General features: G+C 74.2%; 16 protein-coding genes. 12 read left to right on the top strand and 4 right to left on the bottom strand.

Annotation, left to right across the window (positions count from 1 at the left end; genetic code table 11):
• Positions 1 to 7 precede the first annotated feature (7 nt).
• Positions 8 to 967, top strand: a complete 960-nt coding sequence (locus I598_RS04975; protein ID WP_068201805.1) for an L-lactate dehydrogenase — start codon at positions 8 to 10, stop codon at positions 965 to 967.
• Between the two features lie 44 nt (positions 968 to 1,011).
• Here I598_RS04975 and lexA read toward each other — a convergent pair whose 3' ends face one another.
• Positions 1,012 to 1,734 (bottom strand): transcriptional repressor LexA, encoded by a 723-nt coding sequence (gene lexA, locus I598_RS04970; RefSeq protein WP_068201803.1) that lies wholly within the window; start codon positions 1,732 to 1,734, stop codon positions 1,012 to 1,014.
• A 255-nt stretch (positions 1,735 to 1,989) separates the two neighbouring features.
• On the opposite strand from lexA, the gene I598_RS04965 reads away from it, so the two are divergent.
• The 3 genes from I598_RS04965 to I598_RS04955 all read left to right on the top strand — a co-directional run bounded on the left by I598_RS04965 (position 1,990) and on the right by I598_RS04955 (position 3,151).
• A complete protein-coding gene (locus I598_RS04965) occupies positions 1,990 to 2,331 on the top strand; it encodes a LysM peptidoglycan-binding domain-containing protein (RefSeq protein ID WP_083973534.1) in 342 nt (113 codons plus the stop codon).
• A gap of 98 nt (positions 2,332 to 2,429) precedes the next feature.
• The gene (gene nrdR, locus I598_RS04960; RefSeq protein ID WP_068201801.1) at positions 2,430 to 2,927 is read left to right on the top strand and encodes a transcriptional regulator NrdR; all 498 of its coding nucleotides are present in this window, start codon (positions 2,430 to 2,432) and stop codon (positions 2,925 to 2,927) included.
• A gap of 41 nt (positions 2,928 to 2,968) precedes the next feature.
• A complete protein-coding gene (locus tag I598_RS04955; RefSeq protein ID WP_068201800.1) occupies positions 2,969 to 3,151 on the top strand; it encodes a DUF5302 domain-containing protein in 183 nt (60 codons plus the stop codon).
• A 64-nt stretch (positions 3,152 to 3,215) separates the two neighbouring features.
• Here the strand turns inward: I598_RS04955 and serA are convergent, their stop codons facing one another.
• Positions 3,216 to 4,454 carry a phosphoglycerate dehydrogenase gene (gene serA, locus I598_RS04950; protein WP_068201798.1) on the bottom strand — a complete coding sequence of 413 codons (1,239 nt, stop codon included), beginning with the start codon at positions 4,452 to 4,454 and terminating at the stop codon, positions 3,216 to 3,218.
• 43 nt (positions 4,455 to 4,497) lie between these two features.
• Positions 4,498 to 6,768: a HelD family protein gene (locus tag I598_RS04945; protein WP_068201796.1), complete on the bottom strand. Its 2,271-nt coding sequence runs from the start codon at positions 6,766 to 6,768 to the stop codon at positions 4,498 to 4,500.
• Positions 6,769 to 6,898: 130 nt separating this feature from the next.
• Here I598_RS04945 and I598_RS04940 point away from each other — a divergent pair, with 130 nt between their 5' ends.
• From I598_RS04940 to I598_RS04920, 5 genes are all read left to right on the top strand, one after another.
• Entirely contained in the window at positions 6,899 to 8,218 is a 1,320-nt protein-coding gene (locus I598_RS04940) for a PP2C family protein-serine/threonine phosphatase (RefSeq protein WP_068201794.1), read from the top strand.
• The gene (locus I598_RS04935) at positions 8,215 to 9,384 is read left to right on the top strand and encodes a sensor histidine kinase (RefSeq protein ID WP_068204949.1); all 1,170 of its coding nucleotides are present in this window, start codon (positions 8,215 to 8,217) and stop codon (positions 9,382 to 9,384) included. Before I598_RS04940 ends, I598_RS04935 begins: the two co-directional genes overlap by 4 nt.
• Before the next feature lie 9 nt (positions 9,385 to 9,393).
• On the top strand, positions 9,394 to 9,837 hold the full coding sequence (locus I598_RS04930) for a response regulator (protein WP_068201792.1): 444 nt from the start codon (positions 9,394 to 9,396) through the stop codon (positions 9,835 to 9,837).
• 85 nt (positions 9,838 to 9,922) lie between these two features.
• Positions 9,923 to 10,846 carry a proteasome assembly chaperone family protein gene (locus I598_RS04925; RefSeq protein WP_068201789.1) on the top strand — a complete coding sequence of 308 codons (924 nt, stop codon included), beginning with the start codon at positions 9,923 to 9,925 and terminating at the stop codon, positions 10,844 to 10,846.
• Between the two features lie 162 nt (positions 10,847 to 11,008).
• Positions 11,009 to 11,212: a cold-shock protein gene (locus tag I598_RS04920; protein WP_068201785.1), complete on the top strand. Its 204-nt coding sequence runs from the start codon at positions 11,009 to 11,011 to the stop codon at positions 11,210 to 11,212.
• Positions 11,213 to 11,266: 54 nt separating this feature from the next.
• Here the strand turns inward: I598_RS04920 and I598_RS04915 are convergent, their stop codons facing one another.
• Positions 11,267 to 12,163 carry a spermidine synthase gene (locus tag I598_RS04915; RefSeq protein WP_068201783.1) on the bottom strand — a complete coding sequence of 299 codons (897 nt, stop codon included), beginning with the start codon at positions 12,161 to 12,163 and terminating at the stop codon, positions 11,267 to 11,269.
• Positions 12,164 to 12,259: 96 nt separating this feature from the next.
• Here I598_RS04915 and I598_RS04910 point away from each other — a divergent pair, with 96 nt between their 5' ends.
• Genes I598_RS04910 through I598_RS04900 form a run of 3 tightly spaced genes read left to right on the top strand, consistent with a single transcriptional unit; the run spans position 12,260 to position 14,416 of the window.
• Positions 12,260 to 12,709 (top strand): SAV_6107 family HEPN domain-containing protein, encoded by a 450-nt coding sequence (locus I598_RS04910; RefSeq protein ID WP_068201781.1) that lies wholly within the window; start codon positions 12,260 to 12,262, stop codon positions 12,707 to 12,709.
• Positions 12,706 to 13,968: a DNA polymerase IV gene (gene dinB, locus I598_RS04905; RefSeq protein WP_068201779.1), complete on the top strand. Its 1,263-nt coding sequence runs from the start codon at positions 12,706 to 12,708 to the stop codon at positions 13,966 to 13,968. The genes I598_RS04910 and dinB overlap by 4 nt, the downstream gene beginning before the upstream one ends.
• A gap of 37 nt (positions 13,969 to 14,005) precedes the next feature.
• Positions 14,006 to 14,416: a DUF3040 domain-containing protein gene (locus I598_RS04900; protein ID WP_068201777.1), complete on the top strand. Its 411-nt coding sequence runs from the start codon at positions 14,006 to 14,008 to the stop codon at positions 14,414 to 14,416.
• The last annotated feature ends 71 nt before the right edge of the window (positions 14,417 to 14,487 follow it).

Raw genomic sequence — 14,487 nt, 5'->3', positions numbered from 1 at the left:
GGGGCGCGTGAACGCACCTCGCCGCACGTCCAAGCTGGCCATCGTCGGAGCCGGTGCCGTGGGCTCCACGCTCGCCTACGCCGCCCTCGCCCGCGGGACGGCCCGAACGGTCGCCCTCATGGACGTCGACCGCGCGAAGGTCGAGGCGGAGGTCCTCGACCTGCGCCACGGCGGCATGTTCGTGCCCCAGGCCGAGGTGCTCGGGTCCGACGACGTCGAGGTGGTGCGCGGCGCGGACGTCGTCGTCGTCACCGCGGGTGCCAAGCAGAAGCCCGGTCAGACGCGGCTCGACCTCGCCGAGGCGACCATCGCGCTGACGCGCAAGATCCTGCCGGGACTGGTCGAGGTGGCGCCCGACGCGACGTTCCTCATGGTGACCAACCCGGTGGACGTGGTCACCTACGCCGCGCAGCAGATCTCCGGGCTCCCGCCCGAGCGAGTCTTCGGTTCGGGGACCGTCCTGGACTCGTCGCGCCTGCGGGCCGCGATCGCCGAGCACTGCGGCGTCGCGGTGGGCAACGTCCACGCCTACGTCGGCGGTGAGCACGGAGACTCCGAGATCGCCCTGTGGAGCGCGGCGACCATCGCCGGGGTGCCGCTCTTGGAGTGGCCGAGCCTGCCGGGGAGGCCGCCGCTGGACGCCGCCGCCCGGGAGTCGATCGCCCGGGACGTCGTGGAGTCGGCCTATCGCGTGATCGCAGGCAAGGGCGCCACGAACTACGCGGTGGGTCTCGCCGTGACCCGGATCGTCGAGGCGGTCCTCAACGACGAGCACCGTGTGATGCCGGTCTCGACGCGGATCGACGACTTCTACGGCATCGACGACGTCTGCCTGTCGTTGCCGACCCTGGTGGACTCCCGCGGTGCGACCACCGTGGTGCCGATCCCGCTGTCGGACGCCGAGCTCGTCGGCATGCGGGCCTCGGCGACCAGCGTGAAGGCCGTCCAGCAGCGCTTCGGCCTGTAGCCGGGACCCGGCTGTCGCCGGGACCCGGCGACAGACCGGGTCTCTCAGAGGCTGCGCAGGACCGCGACGACCCGGCCGAGGACCGTCGCCTCGTCGCCGAGGATCGGGTCGTAGGCCGGGTTCTGCGGCATCAGCCAGGTGTGCCCACCGTTCTGCCGGAAGGTCTTGACGGTCGCCTCGCCGTCGATCATGGCGGCGACGATCTCGCCCTGCTCGGCCACGTTCTGGCGACGCACGACCACCCAGTCGCCGTCGCAGATGGCCGCGTCGACCATGGAGTCGCCGCTGACCCGGAGCAGGAACAGCTCGCCGTCGCCCACCACCTGCCGCGGGAGCGCGAAGACGTCCTCGACGACCTGCTCCGCGAGGATCGGGCCGCCGGCCGCGATCCGGCCGACCAGCGGCACGTAGGCCGCGGCGGGCGACGCGCCGCCCTCGTCGGCCACGGGCGCCGCCACCGACAGCGGCGCGGGGCTCGTGGCGGGCGAGTCGACGACCTCCATCGCGCGGGGCCGGTTCGGGTCCCGCCGCAGGTAGCCCTTGCGCTCCAGCGTGGTGAGCTGGTGCTTGACCGACGAGGGGCTGGACAGGCCGACGGCCTCCCCGATCTCGCGCATGGTCGGCGGGTAGCCGCGGGTCTCGACCGACGTCCGGATGGTCTCGAGGACGCCCCGCTGGCGTGGCGTGAGGCGCTGCCCGCCGAGCAGCTCCGACACCGGGGCCACGCCGCCGTCGGCGTCCCGGGTGGTCTCGTCCCGCGTGGTCATGCTGTCTCCCGTCGTGGTGCGTGGTCGCCGGGCCCGCGCCACCGCTCGTCGCCGAGCGGCCCGTCGAATCCGACAAACGTGCCATCGCGCTGGGTCCAGCGTAGGGCAGGACACCGCTCACATCAAACACGTGTTCGAGATCTCTCGACCCGTGTCGCCGTCGCGTGGTACAACGGGAACACCTGTTCGAACGAACAGGTGTACGACGCACAGGTGTTCGACCCGGCCGCCACCGGCCGCGAGGGAGGAGTTCCGATGTCGACGATCACGGCAGGCCCCCACAGCGACCTCGGCCCGCTGGGCCTCGACGGGCTGAGGCTGACGGTCCGGGGGCGGGTCGTCCTCGTGGTCCTGGCGATGCTGGTCGCCGTCGCGGGCGTGCTCGGCGGCACGCAGGCGGTCGCCGGCACGGATCCGGTCCGGGTCGAGGTCGACCTGCACACCGTGGCGCCCGGCGAGACCCTGTGGGACCTCGCCCGCGTACTCGCAGAGCCCGGCCAGGACCTCCGCGAGGTCGTCACCGACCTGAAGGAGCTCAACGGCCTGCGGACCTCGGCGCTGCGGGCCGGTCAGGTCCTCGCCCTCCCGGCCGACTGACCGCCCGGGCACGGCCGATGTTGCACGTCTCCCGCGATCCCGCATACGTTCGTCGCGCAGCCGGGCACGGGTCCGGCACCGACCGCAGGAGACCTCGGATGCACTGCCCGTTCTGCCGCCACGCCGACTCGCGCGTCGTCGACTCCCGTACCTCGGACGACGGGTCGTCGATCCGTCGGCGGCGCCAGTGTCCCTCTTGCGGACGCCGGTTCACGACCGTCGAGACGGCGAGCCTGTCGGTCGTCAAGCGGTCCGGGGCGACCGAGCCGTTCAGCCGGGACAAGGTCGTGTCCGGTGTCCGCAAGGCCTGCCAGGGCAGACCCGTCAGCTCCGACGACCTGGCGCTGCTCGCGCAGAAGGTCGAGGAGACGCTGCGCGGCGCGGGCAGCGCCGAGATCGACGCCTACGAGATCGGCCTCGCCATCCTCGGGCCGCTGCGTGAGCTCGACGAGGTCGCCTACCTGCGTTTCGCCTCGGTCTACCAGGCGTTCGACTCCCTCGAGGACTTCGAGGCAGCGATCACGTCCCTGCGTTCGGAGCGTTCCGAGCGTTCCGAGCGCCCCACTGCTGGGCCGGACGAGGGCGCCGGCAGCTGAAACGTCTGGCACCGGACGCCCGGGCAGGACATGCTGGGCACATGACCGATCAGAAGAAGTCGACCGCACCCGACGACGACACCCGGGCGAAGTTCAAGGAGGCTCTCGCCCGCAAGAACGCGTCGAACCATCGCAGCGCCGAGTCCGACCGCAACACCGGGTCGGTGCACGGTTCGGAGACCTCCGGGCCCGTGCAGCCGATGTTCCGCCGCAAGTCCGGCTGACCGCCGCACGACGAGAGGGGCCCGGACGCATCGCGTCCGGGCCCCTCTGGTCGTCTCGGGCGGGTCAGCCCGCCGCCGGCCCGGGCGGGAACTCGGGACGGTCGAACGCGTCCCGGATGCGCAGCCGCACCGTCGTGGGCATCTCCATGAGCTTCGCCGAGGCGCCGCGCTGGGTGACGTCGGAGATGTCGGTGACCACGTAGCCGAGCTCGCCGCGGGTCGACAGCATCTGCGCCTCGATGTTCGCGCCGTGGTCGGCGAACACCTGGTTCACGGCGGCCAGGACGCCGGGGACGTTGCGGTGCAGCAGGGCGATGCGCCCGACGCCGGTGTGCTCGAGCTGGAGGTTCGGCACGTTGACCGACAGCATGGTCGACCCGGTGAACAGGTAGTCGCGCAGCTTCTTGGCCACGAACTGGCCGATGTTCTGCTGCGCCTCCTCCGTCGAGCCGCCGACGTGCGGGGTGAGGATGACGTTGTCGAGGCCGCGCAGGGGGGAGTCGAAGTGGTCGCCGCGCTTCTTCGGCTCCGACGGGAAGACGTCCACGGCCGCGCCCGACAGGTGGCCGGACAGGATGTGCTCACGCAGGGCGTCGACGTCCACGACGAAGCCGCGGGACAGGTTGAGGAAGATCGCGCCCGGCTTCATCCGGGAGAAGAGCTCCTCGCCGAACAGCCCGGCGTTGCCCGCGCGACCGTCGACGTGGATCGTCACGGTGTCCGCCAGCGCGAGGAGCTCGTCGAGGGTCTCGACGCGGCGGGCGTTGCCGAGCGCCAGCTTCTCGGAGGTGTCGTAGAACACGACGTTCATGCCGAGGTTCTCCGCCAGCACCGACAGCTGCGAACCGATGTTGCCGTAGCCGATGATGCCCAGCGTGCGGCCCCGCACCTCGTGCGAGCCGTCGGCCGTCTTGTCCCAGACGCCCTCGTGGAGCGCCTTGTCGCGCACCGTGAGGCGTCGGGTCAGCGCGATGATCTCCGCGACCGCGAGCTCCACGACCGACCGGGTGTTGGAGAACGGCGCGTTGAACACGGCGACGCCGTGGGACGCCGCGGCCTCGAGGTCGATCTGGTTCGTGCCGATGGAGAACGTCCCCACGGCGAGCAGGCCGGGCAGGGACTCCACGACGCGGCGGGTCACCTGCGTCTTGGAGCGGATGCCGAGGATCTGGTAGTCGGCGAGCGTCTCGATGAGCTCGTCCTCGTCGAGCGCGCCGGGACGCGACTCGACCTCGATCCCTGCATCGCGCAGGATCTCGACGGCGTCGGGGTGGATGTTCTCGAGGAGTAGGGCACGCAGCACGCCCCTATGGTGCGCCCCGGCGGGGCCGGGCGACAAACGCGTCTCACCCCTCGTGCACGAGCCCGGCCGGCAGCTCGTGGGCGTGCACCACGACGAGCCGCTGCGTGGGGCGGGTCATCGCGACGTAGAGGTCGCCCCACCGGCCCCCGGCGCCCTGCGCGCCCACGATGTCCCGCGGCTCGACGAGGACGACGGCGTCGTACTCCAGGCCCTTCGTGTCCCGCGGCGTCACCACGGTGACCTGGGCGTCCTCGGGGCGCTGCACGGCGAGCCGGGCGGCCTCTTCGGAACCCAGCACGGCGGGCAGCAGGTCCGCCAGGGCGGCGCGGAGGCCGGGGACCGTCCCCGCGGCAGCGACGACCGCCACCCGGCCGGCGCCGTCCGGCCCGACGTGCTCCTTGGCGAGGTCGGCGGCGGCGCGGGCGGCGGCGTCGACGGGGTCGGTGCTCGGTGCCAGCACGAGGGCGCCGGGCAGGTCGCGCGCCGCGGTCAGCGGGGAGGTCGGCAGTCCGGCGGCGTCGGCGACCCGCTGGGCGGCGTCGGCGACGGCGGCGGGCGTGCGGTAGCTCACCGTGAGCTCCGCGATGCGCCAGTGCCCGCCCAGCACGGCGTCGAGCGCCCGGTCCCAGGAACGCGCGCCGGCCGCCGACGACGTCTGGGCGACGTCGCCGACGATGGTGAGCGACCGCGTCGGCACGCGGCGCACGATCGCGTGCCACGCCATCGGGCTGAGCTCCTGGGCCTCGTCGACCACGACGTGCCCGTACGTCCAGGTGCGGTCGGCGGACGCCCGCTCGGCCGTGGTGAGCAGGGGCCCGGACTCCGCGAACCGGGACGCGAGGGTCTCGGCGTCGACGAGCCCGCCGCCGGCGCCGGAGGACTCCAGGACACGGCGGGCGTACTCCACCTCGGCGACGCGGGCCGCCTCCCGGGCGCGGGCCTCGGCCTTCGCCACGGAGTCGTCCTCGCCGAGCAGCTCGGCGGCCTCGTCGAGGATGGGCACGTCGGCCTCGGTCCAGGGGAAGCCGGGGGCCCGGTGCAGCAGGAGCCGTTCGGCGGCGGAGAGCTCGGGGGCGGCCTGGGCGAGCCGGTGGGGCTTCGCCCAGAGGTCCGAGACCAGCTTCTCCGCGGAGATCGGGAACCAGGCGAGGTTGAGGGCGACCCGCACGTCACGGTCGGAGCGCAGGTCTTCCAGCAGCACGGCGACGTCGTGGTCGGAGAGCTCGGCGTCCGTCCGGGTGCGGTACTGGTCGACGAGCCGGTTGAGCATCTCGCGCACGAACGTGGGGCGTGCCTCGTTGTGGGGCTTGTGCGTCCGGCGGGCGCGGGCGATGGCGTCGCGCACGTCCCGGCGGCGGATGCGCAGGTCCACGCCGTCGACCCGCACGGGCACGTCGGCGGCGGGGACCCGCTCGCGGGCGCGGACGGCGCGCCGCACGGCGTCGCGCCACAGCAGGCGGCCCTTGACCTCGGCGGCCGCGCCGTCCTCGACGGCGTCCGCCCGGAGCCCGGGCACGAGCTCCGCGACGGTGGTCGCGACCACGCCGGTCTCGCCGAGGGAGGGCAGCACCTGGTCGATGTACCGCAGGAACGCACGGCTGGGCCCGACGAGGAGCACGCCGCTGCGCTCCAGCAGGCGCCGGTGCGCGTAGAGCAGGTAGGCGGCACGGTGCAGCGCGACGGCCGTCTTGCCGGTGCCGGGGCCACCCTGGACGACGAGCGCCCCCGCCAGCTCGTCGCGCACGATGCGGTCCTGCTCGGCCTGGATGGTCGCGACGATGTCACCCATGCGGCCGGTGCGGCGCTGCGCGAGCGAGGCCAGCAGCGCGCCCTCGCCGGAGAGCGTGGTGGCGTCGATCCCGTCGGTGACGGCGTCCAGGTCGAGCAGCTCGTCCTCGATGCCCGTGACCGTGCGGCCCGCGGTGACCACGTGCCGCCGCCGCCGGACGCCGTCGGGCTGCACGGCCGTCGCCCGGTAGAACGGCTGCGCGGCCGGCGCCCGCCAGTCCGTGAGGAGGCTGCGGTGCTCGTCGTCCGTGAGGCCGATGCGGCCCACGTAGCGCTGCTCGCCGTCGTCGAGGTCGAGCCGCCCGAACGCGAGGCGGTCCTCGACCGCGTCGAGGCGGGCCGCCCGGTCGGAGTACAGCGTCGCGAAGGCGTCCCGCTCGCTGCGGTTCTGCGGTGATCCCGACGGCCCGGACCGACGGACGTCGGCCAGTCGTGCGCGCGCGCTCGCGCGCAGCGTGTCCAGTCGTGCGTACAGGCGGTCGACGACCTCCTGCTCGCGCGCCAGCTCGTCCTGCCTGCCCGCCACGCGTCCCCCTCCGGTGCTCTGTGTGCGGCCGACCATCTTTCCACGTCCGGGCCCCGGGCGGAAAAGCAGCCCGCGCCGCGCCGCGTCCGCGCCCGACGGGCGGACCGGGTCGGGGCATAGGATCGGCCGCATGAGCAGCGGCGACGACGGGAACGAGGAACGCGCCGGACCGTTCGGTCCCGACCTGCCCGCCGTCCCGCGCGTCCTGCTCGTCGAGGACGACGACGGCGACGCGTTCCTCGTCGGGGAGCTGCTGACCGACGCGGAGATCGTCGTCGAGCTGCTGCGGGCGCGCACCGTCGCGCAGGCCGCCGCGGAGCTCGAGAGCGGTGCCGTGGTCGACTGCCTGCTGGTGGACCTGGGGCTGCCGGACGCCGTGGGGCTCGCCGCGGTGGAGGCGTTGCGCCGTTCGTCGCAGCGGCACGCGGTCCCTCCGGCCCTGGTCGTCCTCACCGGTCACTCCAGCGTGGACCGGGGCGTGGAGGCGGTCGCCGCGGGCGCCGACGACTACCTCGTCAAGGGCGAGACCGGTCCGGACCTGCTCGGCCGCTCGCTGCGCTACGCGCTCCAGCGCCGCCGCTCCCTGGCCGAGCAGCGCGCCCTGTACCGCAGCAAGGTGCGGGCCGCGGAGACGGCACGGCTGGAGCGGGCGCTGCTGCCCCAGCCGCTGGTCGACGACCCGACCGTGTCGATCATGGTCGGCTACCTGCCCGGCGGGGGCGGCCTGCTGGGCGGCGACTTCTTCGACACGGTCCAGCGCGAGGACGGCTCGGTGCTGTCGGTGGTCGGCGACGTCGCGGGGCACGGCCCGGACGAGGCGGCGCTCGGCGCCACCCTGCGCACGGCCTGGCGCACCCTCGTGCTGACGGGCACCTCGCCGCGCGACGTCCTCGGGCACCTGGAACGGGTGCTCCTCACCGAGCGGTCCCGGCCCGACATCTTCGTCACCCTCTGCCAGGTCGCGGTGAGCGCCGACCGGCGCGTCGTGGACGTCTACCTCGCCGGGCACCCGGCGCCGATGCTCGTCACCGGTCCCGTCGGGGCGGTGCGGTGCGACTCGCTGGTCCCGACCGGCCGCGGCCGGGCCCTCGGCATCCCGGTGCCGGGCGGCTGGACGGCGCAGCGCGTCCCCATGGACGGCCCGTTCGCCGTCGTGATGTACACCGACGGGCTCGTCGAGGCCGCCCTGCGGACCACCGGGCCGGCACCCGTCGGTCGGCACGGCGCCGAGCGTCTCGGCGTCGACGGGCTGGAGGGGATCGTCCAGGACGAGCTCGACCGGGACGGCTTCGTCGGGTTCGTCGAGCGGGTGCTGCTCGGGGTGCGGGACCTGCACGGCGGCCCGCTCGTGGACGACGCCGCCATGCTCGTCGTCGGCTGGACGGGGGCCGAGGACGTCGTCGGCGAGCGGTCGGCTATGCTCGCCGACTCCGCGGAGTGGGTCCGGTGAGGGCCGCGGACCGCTCGCCCCTGGACCGGGTACGACGCCGGCTCGGCGCGGCCGCGGTCGTGCTCGTCCTGCTGGTGCTGATGTCCGTGGTGGCGACCCTCGGCTCGCTGCGCCTGCTCACGGCGAACGCGGACTACGACGCGCTGGAGGCGGCGCGGCTGTGGAACGAGGCGCTGCTGGTCGTGGTCTCGGTGCTCGGCCTCGCGATGGCCGTGCTCGGGGTGCACGTGTGGCGGCTGCTGCGCCGCGAGATCTCGGTGCCGCTGGCCCGGCTCACGCAGGAGGTGCGCGCCGCCAGCACGGGCGACCACGAGCACGAGATCCCCGCCGTCGGGGCGGGGGAGGTGGCGTCCCTGTCGCAGGACGTCGAGCGCATGCGCCGCGAGCTCGTCGCGCAGGTCGAGGATGCGCGCGCCGCCCACCAGGAGGTCGAGGCGGCGCACGCCCGGCTCCGCCACCAGGCCGCCGAGCTGGAGCGCTCGAACCGCGACCTGGAGCAGTTCGCGTACGTCGCCTCGCACGACCTCCAGGAGCCGCTGCGCAAGGTGGCGAGCTTCACCCAGCTGCTCCAGAAGCGCTACGGCGACCAGCTCGACGACCGGGCGGACCAGTACATCGCCTTCGCCGTCGACGGCGCGCACCGCATGCAACGCCTCATCCAGGACCTGTTGAGCTTCTCGCGGGTGGGGCGCTCCGGCCGGGAGCCGGGACCCGTCCCGCTGGAGGACGTGCTCGCCGGCGTGCTGCACGACCTCTCCGAGCGGGTCGCGGAGCGCGGCGCGGTGATCACGCACGACCCGTTGCCGGTCGTCACGGGCGACCGCGGCCTGCTGTCGATGCTCCTGGCCAACGTCGTGGGCAACGCGCTGAAGTTCGCGCACCCGGAGCGGCCCCCGGAGGTGCACCTGACCGCGGTCCGCACGCAGGGACGGTCGGGCCCGGAGTGGGAGCTGTCCTGTGCAGACAACGGCATCGGCATCGACCCGCAGTACGCGGAGCGGGTCTTCGTGATCTTCCAGCGCCTGCACCCCAAGGAGGTGTACACCGGCACCGGGATCGGGCTGGCCCTGGTCAAGCGGGTGGTGGAGCACCACGGGGGGCGGGTGTGGGTGGTCCCGTCGACGGGCCCCGGCACCACCGTCCGGTGGACGCTCCCGGCCGCATAGGGTGTGGCCATGACCGCAGATCAGCAGGCCGGCATCGAGGTCCTTCTGGTGGAGGACGACCCGGGCGACGTCCTCATGACCAGGGAGGCGTTCGCCGAGCACAAGGTGGCCAACCGGCTGTGGGTGGTCTCGGACGGCGTCAGCGCCCTGGAGTTCCTGCGGCGCCAGGGGGAGCACGCGGACCGCCCGACGCCGGACCTCATCCTGCTCGACCTCAACCTGCCGCGGATGGACGGTCGCGAGGTGCTGGCCGAGGTCAAGCAGGACCCCGAGCTGCGCCACATCCCCGTGGTCGTCCTGACGACGTCGGAGGCGGAGGAGGACGTGCTGCGGTCGTACTCGCTGCACGCCAACGCCTACGTCACCAAGCCGGTGGACTTCGAGCGCTTCATCCGGGTCGTGCAGCAGATCGACGACTTCTTCGTCTCGGTGGTGCGGCTGCCGCACCGCTGACCGCGGACCGGGATGATCCGCGGGCCCGGCATGGTTGTGCCGACCACGGGGCGACCGCCCCGGGCGGTGCGAACGAGGAGGAACGGTGCTGGACCCCCAGGGGATCATCGAGGTCGACGGCGAGGCGGTGGAGCGCACGCTGGGCGGGTGGCCTGCCGGGCCGGGCCCCGTGCTGGTGCACGCGCTGCGCGGGTTCGTCGACGCCGGTAGCGCCGGTGAGATCGCGGCGGACCACCTCCTGGACCGGTTCACCGCGACACGTCTGGCGACGTTCGACGCGGACCGGCTCGTCGACTACCGCTCGTTGCGCCCGGTGATGACCTTCGACTCCGACCGCTGGGTGTCCTACGACGCGCCGTCGCTCGTGGTGGACCACCTCGCGGACGCCGAGGGCACCGGGTTCCTGCTGCTGCACGGCACCGAGCCGGACCTCCAGTGGGAGCGGGCCGTGGCGGGCGTGCGCTCGCTCGTGGAGCAGCTCGGCGTGTCGCTGACCATCGGCCTGCACGGCATCCCGATGGGTGTCCCGCACACGCGGCCGCTGTCGCTGACCGCGCACGCGACGCGGGAGGGCCTCGTGGAGGACTACACCTCGTTCTTCGGCCGGGTGCAGGTGCCGGGCTCGTTCGCGGCGCTGCTGGAGCACCGGCTCGGTGCCACCGAGCACGACGCGATGGGCATCACGGTGCACGTGCCGCACTACCTGGCGCAGTCCCGCTACGTGCCGGCCGCCGTCGTGGGGCTGGAGCACGTGGAGAAGGCGACCGGGCTGGCGCTGGACACGGGCCTGCTCGAGGAACGGGCGGAGCGCAACCGCACGGAGGTCGCCGAGCTCGTCGCGGAGAACGAGGAGGTCGCCGCGGTGGTGCAGCGCCTCGAGGAGCAGTACGACACGTTCACGCGGACCGTGGGCCGTCCGGACCTGCTCGCGCAGTCCGGTCCGCTGCCCACCGCGGAAGAGCTGGGTGCGGAGTTCGAGCGTTTCCTGGCCCAGCGCGAGGACGACTGAGCCGTCCCGGGTCGCGCCGCCTCCGTGCATCGGGACGTGGCGCGTGCCACACTGGCGCCGTCGCATCGGCGTGACCCGCACGGATCAGCGTCGACGTCCCGCCGCGACGGCGAGGAGGCGCCCGGTCTCCTCGCGCACCGTACGGAGCACCGAAGGATCAGCATGGCGCAGGGTTCAGTGAAGTGGTTCAACTCCGAGAAGGGCTTCGGGTTCATCGCCCAGGACGGCGGCGGCGCCGACGTCTTCGTCCACTACTCGGCCATCCAGTCGCAGGGCTACCGCACCCTCGAGGAGGGTCAGGCCGTCGAGTTCGAGATCACGCAGGGCCCCAAGGGTCCGCAGGCGGAGCAGGTCGTCCCGCTCTGACGTGAGCAGTGCCGCAGGCCGTCCCCGGGGCTCCCGGGGGCGGCCTGCGGCGTGTCAGTCGAGGGGTCGGGCCGTGCCCACGAACCGCGCCAGCTCGGGTCCGGCGAGGACGGTGACCGGCACGGCCAGGGAGCGCATCGCCCGGCCGAGCCGGGTGTCGCGCAGGTCGACCCGGTCGTCGTCGGAGGGGTCGTGCCCGTCCGCGGGCGTCGGCGTGACCCCGGCGAGGACGACGTTGCCGTAGCGGCGCCCCTTGAGCACCCCGGGCTCGGCGAGGACGGCGAGCCGGCCCTCGGCCACCGTGTCCGGTCCCAGCGCGGCGGCGAAGGACGCCGCCTCCTGCCGCACCGTGCTCAGCGGCGGACGGTCGGCGCAGTTGGCCAGGACCAGCCCCCCCGGCCGGACGGCGGTCGCGCAGGCGGTCGCGAACGCGGTGCCCGTGAGGTGCGGGGGCGTCGTGTCGCCGTCGAAGGCGTCCCGGACGACGACGTCGGCCCGGCCCGGTGGCAGGGTGGCCAGGACGGCGGCGGCGTCCCCCGCGCGCAGGCGCAGGGCGGGGGAGCGGGGGAGGTCGAACCAGGTGCGGACGAGCTCCAGGAGGCGGGCGTCGACGTCGACGCCGAGCTGGCGCGACCCGGGACGGGCGTGCTCGACCTGTCGGGGCAGCGCACACCCCGCGGCGCCCAGGTGGACGGCGCGGACGGGTCCTGCGGGCAACAGGTCGATCACGGCGGCCATCTGCTGGAGGTACTCGAAGGCGAGGAACCCGGGGTCGTCGAGGTCGAGGCACGAGCTCGGCACGCCGTTGACGTGCAGGGTCAGGCGGCGGGGGTGGTCGGGGTCGGGCTCGACGCGGGCGGTCCCGGTGTCGACGGCGACCTCCCCGACGGGCAGTGTCGGTGCCGGCGGGGAGGATCGGTCCTGACGGGTGGTGCGAGCGCGGCGGGCCATGGGCCCATCCTCTCGCGACGACGCCTTGACAGGCGTCGAACAGGTGTTCGAAGATGGACCGGCGGGGTCGTCGGGTCCCGAGGCAGGAGGTATGACATGCCGTACCGAGGTGGCGTCCCGGTGCCCGAGCGGGTCGAGCGACTGCTGGCGCGTGCCGACGCCGAGCTCGCGGCGGCGGTGCAGGCGGGCGACCCGGGCGACCGGTTCGTGCACGCCCACCTGGCTGCCCTGCGATCGGCCGCCGCGGTGGTGGCCCTCCACGACGGCGCGGTGCCCCGGGGGCGCGCGCGCTCGGTGTGGGAGCTGCTCACCCGGGTCGAGCCGGAGCTCGCCGCCTGGAGCGTCTACTTCGCGTCCGGTGCCCGGCTCCGGTCGGCCGTGGACGCGGGCCGGGCCGCCGACGTCCCCCTCGCCCGGGCGGACGAGCTCCTCGCCTGCGCCGAGGACTTCCGCGACGAGGTCGGGATGCGCGTCGACCCGCAGGCCGGCTTCGCGGTGCGGTCCCCGGCGGGCGTCGTGGCCGCGGCGAGGTTCGCGGCCTCATGAGCCGTGGCCCCCGGGCCGAGTCGGCCCGACGCGACTGGGGCTCGGACGAGGAGGGAGCCGGCGTCCTCCACGTGGACATGGACGCGTTCTTCGCGTCGGTGGAGCTCGCCCGTCGGCCCGAGCTGCAGGGGCTGCCGGTCATCGTGGGCGGGCGCGAGCGTGGCGTCGTGCTCGCCGCGACCTACGAGGCCCGCGCGTTCGGCGTCCGCTCGGCGATGCCGATGTCGCACGCGCTGGCGCGGTGCCCGCAGGCGGTCGTGGTCCCGCCGGACCACTCCGCCTACCGCGACGTGTCCCGCGGCGTGATGGAGATCCTCGGCGAGGTGACGGCCGTGGTGGAGCAGGTCTCCGTCGACGAGGCGTTCCTCGACGTGACCGGTGCGCGGCGCCGGCTGGGCCTGCCGAGCGAGATCGGGGCCGCGCTGCGCGAGCGGGTGCACGCCGAGCACGGGATCACCTGCTCGGTCGGGATCGGTCGGAACAAGCTGGTCGCCAAGCTCGCCTCCACGCACGCCAAGCCGGACGGCCTGCTGCTCGTGCCGCGCGACGCGACCGTGGCGTTCCTGCGCTCCCTGCCCGTCGGCGCGCTGTGGGGGGTGGGTGACAAGACCGAGCAGGTGCTCGCGCGCTGGGGCATCACGACGGTCGCCCAGCTCGGCGACACCGACGTCGACGTGCTGCGGGCCGCGGTCGGGCCCGTCACGGGAGCGCACCTGCACGACCTCGCCTGGGGCCGGGACCCCCGCCCGGTCGTCGCGGGCCGGGCGGAACGGTCCGTGGGCGCGGAGTCCACCTTCGAGCAGGACGTGCGCGACCTCGACGAGGTCGCGCGGCGGCTGCGGGCGCTGAGCGACCGGGTCGCCGGCAGGATGCGACGGCACGGGGTGGTCGCGCGCACGGTCGCCCTCAAGGTGCGCACCAGCGACTTCCGGACCCTCACCAGGTCCCGGACCTTGCCGGTGCCCACCGACGTCGCCCAGGAGCTGTGGTCGACGGCCCGGGACCTGCTGGGCGGCGTCGACCTGCGGGGGCTGCCCGTGCGTCTCGTCGGTGTCCGTGCGGAGAACCTGCGCGAACGCGCCGAGACGGTCACCCAGCCGAGCATCTTCGACGTCGACGACCCGCGTCCGACGGCTCGTCGGGACGCCGAGGTGGCCGTCGACGCCGTCCGGGAACGCTTCGGGCACACGGCGATCGGGATGGGGGCGTCCTCACCCCCGCCCTCGACTACCGCAGGAGGCGTCGCGGGCCTATCCTAGGAGGACGTCAGTTGCCACAGCGAGATCGGGGGGCCCGATGCCTCTGTCGGAGTACGAACAGCGCGTGCTGGAGCAGATGGAGCGCGCGCTGGAGAGCGACGACCCCCGGCTCGCCACCACCCTGCAGCGGTCGCGTCGTCGCTCGCCGCTGCGATTCGTCCTCGCCGGACTCGGCGTGGTGCTCGGGCTGCTCCTCCTCGTGGTCGGGGTCTCGGCGAACCAGACCTGGCTCGGCGTGGTGGGCTTCGTCCTGATGTTCGCCGGCGTCGCGACCGTGTTCGCCGCCCCGCGCGCCAAGGGACCGCAGGGCACCGTGCGCGCCGACGGCAGCGTCGCCCCGCACACCCCGTCGTCCCGCACCGCCCGCCCCGCCAAGGCCAAGAGCGGCGGCGGCTTCATGGCCCGTCTCGAGGAGCGCTGGGACCGCCGCCGGGACCAGGGCCGCTGACCTCCACCGCACGAACGGCCGCCACGCCTCGCGTGGCGGCCGTTCGCGTCCCTGGGCACCCGCCCCTGGTC

Origin of the sequence: Isoptericola dokdonensis DS-3, from assembly GCF_001636295.1 — a bacterium.
Classification (GTDB): Bacteria; Actinomycetota; Actinomycetes; order Actinomycetales; family Cellulomonadaceae; genus Isoptericola; species Isoptericola dokdonensis.
The sequence above is the reverse complement of the archived record's forward strand: the minus strand, read 5'-3'. Positions and strand labels throughout refer to the sequence as shown.